Source organism: Peptostreptococcus sp. MV1, from assembly GCF_000758885.1.
In the GTDB taxonomy this organism is placed as follows: Bacteria; Bacillota; Clostridia; order Peptostreptococcales; family Peptostreptococcaceae; genus Peptostreptococcus.
The window spans coordinates 1-8,308 of sequence record NZ_JRNB01000071.1; the positions used below are offsets into that span (position 1 = coordinate 1).

Consider the following 8,308-nt stretch of genomic DNA (forward strand, 5'->3'; position numbering starts at 1 on the left):
GAACGGCACGCTCCGTGGTGTGAGAGGGAGGAGAAAGTCCTCCCTACTCGATTGGAAAAAGTAGTCCATGTGTAAAATATAATATATTTATTTAACTAGGAGGAATTATGCAGAAGGAATTTTTAGAAGTAAAGACTCTTTATAGAAACAGTGAAGAGTACATAGACAAGACAGTCAAGATAGCAGGTTGGGTTAGGACATCAAGAATATCAAAGAGTTTTGGTTTTATGGAGGTAAATGACGGATCATTCTTTAAGAACCTACAGGTGGTAATTGATGAAAAGGCCTTGGATAATTTTGCCAAGGTATCAAAGTTGGCCATATCTTCGTCAATCATGGTAGAAGGTAAATTGGTTGCAGTTGATAATGCCAAGAACCCAATAGAAATTCATGCCACTAATATAGTAGTCGAGGGCGATTCAGATTCAAGCTATCCACTACAGAAGAAGAAGCATACATTTGAATATCTGAGGACTATTGCCCACCTAAGACCTAGGTCAAATACATTTTCAGCTGTATTTAGGGTGAGATCAGTAGTAGCCTTTGCCCTACACAAGTTCTTCAATGAAAGAAACTTTGTATACGCCCATACGCCACTAATAACAGGTTCTGACACAGAGGGTGCAGGCGAAATGTTTAGGGTAACTACACTTGATATGCAAAACCCACCACTAACTGAAGATGGTAAGGTTGACTATAGCAAGGACTTCTTTGGTAAGGAAGCCAACCTAACAGTTTCAGGCCAGTTAAATGGTGAAATAATGGCTCTTGCCTTTAGGAATATATACACGTTTGGACCTACATTTAGGGCTGAAAACTCATACACAGGCCGTCACGCATCTGAATTCTGGATGGTTGAACCTGAGATAGTATTTGCAGATCTAGAGGACAATATGGACCTAGCAGAGGACATGATCAAGTATGTAATCAACTATGTCCTTGAGCAGTGCCCAGAAGAAATGGCCTTCTTCAACAGCTTTATAGATAAGGGTCTATTAGAGAGATTGGACAATATATTGAATTCTAACTTCAAGAGAATAACATACACAGAAGCAGTTGACATCCTAATCAAGTCAGGTCATAAGTTTGAATATCCAGTAGAATGGGGATGTGACCTACAGACAGAGCATGAAAGATACATAACAGAGCAGGTATTTAATGCTCCAGTATTTGTAACTGACTATCCAAAGGATATCAAGGCCTTCTACATGAGAATGAATGAAGATGGCAAGACTGTAAGGGCCATGGACCTTCTAGTACCAGGTGTAGGAGAGATTATCGGTGGATCACAGAGAGAAGAAAGATATGATGTACTGATGAATAGAATTCATGAACTAGGTCTAAAGGAAGAAGAATATTGGTGGTATCTAGAACTTAGAAAGTTTGGTACAGCTACGCATTCAGGATTCGGTCTAGGATTTGAGAGAATCATAATGTACCTAACTGGTATGTCAAACATCAGGGACGTTATACCATTCCCAAGAACTCCAAAGAATGCAGAATTCTAATCAATATAGCTAGTTCTTTATGTTTTTATACATCATTTTATAGGGGAGGTTATGCCTCCCCTTTATGCTATAAATAATATAGACAAAGTAAAGAATAATGGTATAAAATATAAAGATATAGGGCTTTTTAATATCAATATATGATTGAGGCCAAGGAGTATTTTATACAAGAATAAATGAGCATGAAATATAAAAGTAAAAAGGGATAATCTAGTAGAGGGGAGTAGGTGTATTTGAAGGAAATAAAGGATTCAAAAGTAAGGGTTAAAAGAAAAAAGACTAATAGAGAATTTGATACTCTGGGCATAACTATGGAACTAGAAAAATCCTTATCGATTGGAGACCAGTTAGAACTAGAAAGAAAAAAAATCAAAGATAGGAAAAAAAGAAGAATTTACAAACTATTGATTAAAATATCTATACTTGCTTTTATCTTGGTTATTGCTACTTTTATAATACATATAAATAAAAAATACAAGGTTAATAGCTATACACAAGAACTGATAAGATCAGATTCAGAAATAAATATTATATATGATAAGGATAATAATTTGGTCTTCACACCCTACAGACACAATAAAAAAGAAGCCGTAATCATATATCCAAGCAGTGGTGTAGAACCAGTGGGCTATGCTGGTATGGCTCGTAAAATAGCATCTAAAGGCTATAAGGTAGTGGTTGCTAAGGTATTTATGAATTATCCTTTTTTTGCATTTGACAGGGCGGATAAGATAATCAACTCAAATCCGGATAAAAATAGGTGGTATCTGATTTCTCACAATACCAGTGGTGATGTGGCTGTAAAGGCGGCTGCCAGCAATAAGAAAATAATGGGAGTTGTTTTTTTGGGTACATATCCGAGCGGAGACGACTTGAAATTAATTAATGAGCCAGTTCTGACTATATGGGGAACCAATGATGGTATTTTAGATTTTACAAAATTCCATGCATATAAAAATAACCTACCAACCAATGCAGATTTTACAGAAATTGTTGGAGGAAACAATACAAATTTTGCCGATATCAAGATGATTGCAGGAGATAATAATGCTAGGATCAGCAACTCAATACAGCAAGACAGGGCTGCAGAACACATATATAAATTTATAGTTAGGACTAGTAGATAGTATTATATATATTCAAAAATATATTCAAAAATATAGGTATCTCAAACTAGTAAGTAAACTATAAATACTATCTAGGAAAGAAGATTCTGTAAAGGAGGTGTTTAGATGGAAGACACAAAACATTATAAAAGAGCAAAAAAATATTGGAATAACTTATTGGGCGACTATATAACCCTAGCTAGATTTCCAAATGATTTCTTTAATGAAGATACAGGTAAGTTTAACCTAATACAAAAAACTATTAAGAGGACGCCATATGAAAATTTATTGAAATATTGCGAGGATAATAGCCTATCCCTTGAATCTGTTTTAGATACGGTGTTTGCCATAGTACTTCAGAGGTTTACTCATGAAAATGACGTAGTGTTTGGAAAAACGAATAAGTGGCTACCCATGCGCCTTAAGATAGATGACACTAATATAAGATTTATAGATGTATGTAGACATGTTATGGAACAGTTAACTGAATCTAAGGAATATGATTATTATATGATGGCTCCTAGTGGCTTTAAAACTGCGCTAAATGATAAGTTAATAAATACCATATTCATATATGAAGTGAAAAATGACAAGAAAATATCTCAAGAAAATATGAAAAAGGTAGACATATATATGAAGGTTAGCGTATCCCACGAAATAAGGATAAAATTAGCCTACAAGCCTTGTTTCTATGACAAGTCAACAGCAAGGAGTATTATATATCTGTTTAAGTATATATTGACCCAGATAGTCGCTGACAAGGATATAAGAGTCAAGGATATACAGAGTATGAAGGACGAGCATAAAAAGATATTTATCAGGAGCTTCGATGAAAATATCTTTAATTTTGATCCTAATATAGGGTATGTAGACCTACTAAAAAGACAGGTGGAAAAAAGTCCTGACAACATAGCTGTATGCGATTATAAAGAGGTACTCAGCTATAAGGAACTAGACGAGATAACAGATAAAATTGCAGGTTATTTGAATCATATTGGCATAAGAAAGGGAGATACTGTAGCAGTTTTACAGGAAAGAGATAAAAATGTAATAATATCTGCTATATCAGTATTGAAGGCAGGAGCCATATTCTTTCCAATAGATAGGACAAATCCTGATGAGAGATTGGGTTACCTACTAGAAGACGGTCAAACAAAACTGATATTAACTTGTGATGGGCAGATGTTGAGAATAAGGGAAAGGCATCCTGGATATAGGGTCTTGGATATAAACAATCCCGACCTCTTAGAACACGACTATCCTATCACTGAAAAAAACGATCCAAGAGATGAAGCCTACAGGATATCTACATCAGGAACAACGGGTAGACCAAAATGCATTAGCGTAAGGCATGAGAGCCTATTGAATATGTGCTATTATTCAAATGACTATATAGATGCAGATGAAAATGATAGGTGTGGTATATATTTGAGCTTTAGTTTTGATGCCATAATGAAACAGATATTCCCCTACTTACTGGTTGGAGCCAGTGTAGATGTAATACCGGAGACCTATAGAAAAAATGAAAGAACAGTAGAAGTTTATTGCCAGAGAAGAGGGATTACCATATTAGCCCTACCTGCTATTTTAGGTAAACTATTTATGACCAACTGCCCATGTCCTGGTTTAAGAGTTCTACAAGTGGGTGGAGACAAGTTCAAGGGCTATGTAAATAGGTCATACAGAATTATAAATGAATACGGACCAGCAGAGTTTACGGTACTTTGCTCAAGCTTTGAAGTAGATAAGTTTTATGAAAACGTGCCAGTTGGTAGACCTATATACAATACAGAAGCCTATATATTAGACAACAATAACAATGTATGTGCCATAGGGGTACCAGGAGAGCTATGCCTGTCAGGCATACAGATAGCCAATGGATATCTCAACAAAGAAGAACAGAATATAAAATCTTTTGTAGACAATCCCTTCAAGCATAATAAATACACGCAAAAGATGTACAGAACTGGCGACTTGGCCAAGTGGATAGACGACAAGGGTACGATATCCATCTTGGGAAGGATGGACTCACAGGTGAAGATAAACGGCATAAGAATAGAGCTATTTGAAATAGAAAACATGATAAATATGATAGCGGAGATAAAAAACTCTGTAGTAGTCAAAAGGGAAGACCTAGATGGGGATAATTACTTAGATGCCTATTATGAACCATTTGATGGATATTATTCTCCAGAAAAGGTTGAGGAATTCTTGAAGAACAACTTGCCACCACATATGCTACCTAAGCATATTGTGTGTTTGGATCATTTACCAGTGACTCCTATTGGTAAGGTTGATAAGAAGTCGCTGCCGGTTATTGAATAGGGTTTTATTTTTAATAATTTTGACCATAACATTCTCGCTGATTATACAATCAACGACTAAAATATATAAGTTGGGGGACTAATATAAATGAGATTATTAAAGACAAAGAGAAATATATTTTTTTCAATATGTATATCAACAGTTCTAGTTTTATTCACGCTAGTATTTATAATAAATAGGAGTCTATCCTATAATGATTTACTCAATGCTCAAAGAGAACATACTCTATCTCATGCATATATAGATAATATTACTACTAATGATATAACAAGCATAAATAAACAATTTGATATAATTTATCTTGGTCAAGCAAGCTACTATGATGGAAACAAAAATAAAGCAGATAAATACTTTACTCTTATAGATATAAATGAAGAGTTGTTAAAGATACAAAAGAATGAACTTTTAATAGGTAGATTTCCAAACAAGGAAAATGAGGTTATCTTAGAAAAATGGGCCAAAGATAATATGAAAAAGTATATAAAGGGAGACTATTTATATCTTGACTTACACAAAAGAGGCCCACAAAAATTTAAGATAGTTGGCATATTAAAAGACTATCCTTCAAATAAGGATCAGTCTAAGATAGAAATTTATAAAAAAATTCCTAAAAATAAAGCTTATAGAGACATTTTTATATGTTTTGGTAACAAGTCTAATAAAAATGATTCTATAGAAAAGCTAAGTCAATACTGTAAAAATAAAAACTTAAAAATGAGTGTAAATAAACCTCTATTAGAAAAAGAAAATGAGTATAATAACATATTTTCAACTAATATGCTCCTTATGAATGTTATTTTCTTTTTGATTATGTACTTCTCTATAAAGGGAATCTACTATATATCCATTAGAGAGAGAATGAAGGAGTTTGGAGTGTTAAGGGCTATAGGAGTTGAAAATAAAACTCTATTTAATATTATTATTGGAGATATATTATACTATTCTCTACTTCCAGCCTTTACAGGTATGCTTTTGGGCACTTTACTGTCATTCCTATTAAAAAATACTATTAAGAATTTATACGAATTAGAGTCCTTCCAGATAATAGTCGACTACCACATTTTTCTAGTAATAATACCCGTACTTTTATCATGGATAGCCTTATCTTTAGAAAATTATAAAAGAATTATGAAAAGTAATATTATTAATTTATTAAACTTTGAACATGAAGATACTGAAAAGGGTTCTTTCAATATGATAAAGTTTCCAATTAAGAACGTTATAACTAAAATTCCTTTAAATAATTTACTAAAAAATAAGTATAAAACCCTGTTTATGACATTATCGTTGGGGATAATATCTTCACTCTTAATTGCTGGTGTATTTTACTCTAATATGAAAAATATTGCCATAAACCAGGCTATAAAGTATGAAAACAAGGACTATATACTATCTATAAATGCCTTTTATGTAGCTAATGAAATATCTGGCTTAGATGAAAATGAACTAGGTCAAATTAAAAATATAAGGATAAATAATAAGAGTGCAATAAAAGATGCTGATGGTTTCAAGGTTCTTCAAGGAAGGATAATTATAAAAGACAAGGACAAAATAAGAGATTTTTCCTTTTTTAAAGACCTTAATACCCTTGGTGGTGAATATACTAAGAAGGTACTAAAGTGGGTATTTAGGGAAGATAATGGTCAATATGAAGTAAAATCAAACCTGATTGGTATAAATGATACTTACTTGAAAAAAATAAGAAAGTCATTAAAAATTTCAGATTCAGACCTGGAAAAGTTTAAAAAGGGACAAGGGGCAGTATTGTTTAATGCTCCAAACAGTAAGGGAGACAGGGTCTTTAACTACAAAAACAAGGATATCATTAGTTTTAAGCACAATGTCAAGTACTATGAGAACCTGGGTTCCTCTGATGATAAAGAGTCTTTTAAAAATTTAGACATTCAAATCCTCGGACAGGTTGATATATTAGGTGTATATACCCAAGATTATGTACCTGATTTCGTTCCGTGCTTGCTGGTTAGTAACACATACCTGGACAAACATACCGGCTTGGACAAGTACAAGATTGTAAAGATAAATCCAAAAGATGGCTTCAGTGTGGAAAAAATTTCTGATAAGATATCAAGTATAATTGAAAACAAGCCTAATGTTAATTTATCAAATTTTGAAGAAGAAATATTCACCTCAAAACAATTTAGTGACTCACAGCAAAAAATATTGGTTACTATTAATCTACTTTTATTATTGATTATGTTTCTAAATATAAGCAATAGTATGATTTATAAAGTTTTAAATAGAAAAGATGAATATAATGTTTTGATGAAAATAGGAGCAAACAAAAAACAAATTAGATACATAATCCTACTAGAAGGCTTAATACTTGGTATTATTGCTGCTATCCTATCATTATTAATTTCTACAGGTTTAGAAATAGCATTATACAGATATTTTTTGAATATTTTATATGAACCAGTATTTTATAACAATATAAAAATAATTTTATTAGTATTGGTATTAAATATAACTATTGGGGTAATATCTTCGGCAATACCATTAAGCTATTTAAGGAAAGATAATAAATAATCGTGTTTACAATCTTTCTAAATATAAAAATTCTGGAGTAATAAAGATGAAAAAACTTATAACTAAAAATTTAAAAAAGTATTATGGTAATGAAAAGAATGTTGTAAAAGCAGTCGATGGCATTAATTTTGAAGTTGATTGTAATGAATTTGTTGCAATAGTTGGGAAAAGTGGTTCTGGTAAGAGTACCTTTCTTCATTGTGCAGCAGGTCTTGATAAACCAACATCAGGTAATGTTTTTATAAATGGAGAGGATATATACTCAGTTAATGATAAAAGGTTATCAGAGATTAGAAGAAAAGAATTAGGGTTTATATTTCAAAATTTTAATCTTATACCAACACTTAATGTATATGACAATATTATTCTTCCAATTCATTTGGATGGAAAAAAAGAAAATAAAGATTATATAGATAATTTGATAAAAGAAATTGGTCTTGAAGATCAAGTTAATAAATTTCCAAATGAATTGTCAGGAGGACAACAACAACGTGTGGCAATAGCTAGAGCATTATCAAATAAACCATCTATTATCTTTGCTGATGAACCTACTGGTAACTTAGACAGTAAAACGACTTATGAAGTAATGGCTCTTCTAAAAAGAATTATAAAAAAGTATAATACAACACTTATAATGATTACTCATAACCTTGAAATTGCTGATGAAGCTGATAGAATAATTACTGTATCTGATGGTAAAATTAAGAGTGGACAGGAGTAAAAATAAACGACTATTTAGAGAGTATGCAAAAAACTCTGTAAATTAAGGCTCTATGTCAAATAACGTTGGTGATAATTTAAATCAATAAAATCTATTAAATT

The 8,308-nt window shown here is 32.2% G+C and carries 5 protein-coding genes; all 5 read left to right on the top strand.

Annotated features, from left to right (window positions below; all coding sequences use genetic code 11):
* Positions 1 to 107 precede the first annotated feature (107 nt).
* The 5 genes from asnS (at position 108) to HMPREF1639_RS05655 (ending at position 8,207) form a co-directional block, all read left to right on the top strand.
* The gene (gene asnS / locus HMPREF1639_RS05635) at positions 108 to 1,508 is read left to right on the top strand and encodes an asparagine--tRNA ligase (RefSeq protein ID WP_036764296.1); all 1,401 of its coding nucleotides are present in this window, start codon (positions 108 to 110) and stop codon (positions 1,506 to 1,508) included.
* 233 nt (positions 1,509 to 1,741) lie between these two features.
* A complete protein-coding gene (locus HMPREF1639_RS05640) occupies positions 1,742 to 2,635 on the top strand; it encodes an alpha/beta hydrolase (protein WP_036764298.1) in 894 nt (297 codons plus the stop codon).
* A 105-nt stretch (positions 2,636 to 2,740) separates the two neighbouring features.
* On the top strand, positions 2,741 to 4,939 hold the full coding sequence (locus HMPREF1639_RS05645; protein WP_036764300.1) for an amino acid adenylation domain-containing protein: 2,199 nt from the start codon (positions 2,741 to 2,743) through the stop codon (positions 4,937 to 4,939).
* A gap of 87 nt (positions 4,940 to 5,026) precedes the next feature.
* Positions 5,027 to 7,486, top strand: coding sequence for an FtsX-like permease family protein (locus HMPREF1639_RS05650; protein ID WP_036764302.1), 2,460 nt, complete (start codon positions 5,027 to 5,029; stop codon positions 7,484 to 7,486).
* Positions 7,487 to 7,532: 46 nt separating this feature from the next.
* Positions 7,533 to 8,207, top strand: coding sequence for an ABC transporter ATP-binding protein (locus HMPREF1639_RS05655; RefSeq protein ID WP_036764304.1), 675 nt, complete (start codon positions 7,533 to 7,535; stop codon positions 8,205 to 8,207).
* The last annotated feature ends 101 nt before the right edge of the window (positions 8,208 to 8,308 follow it).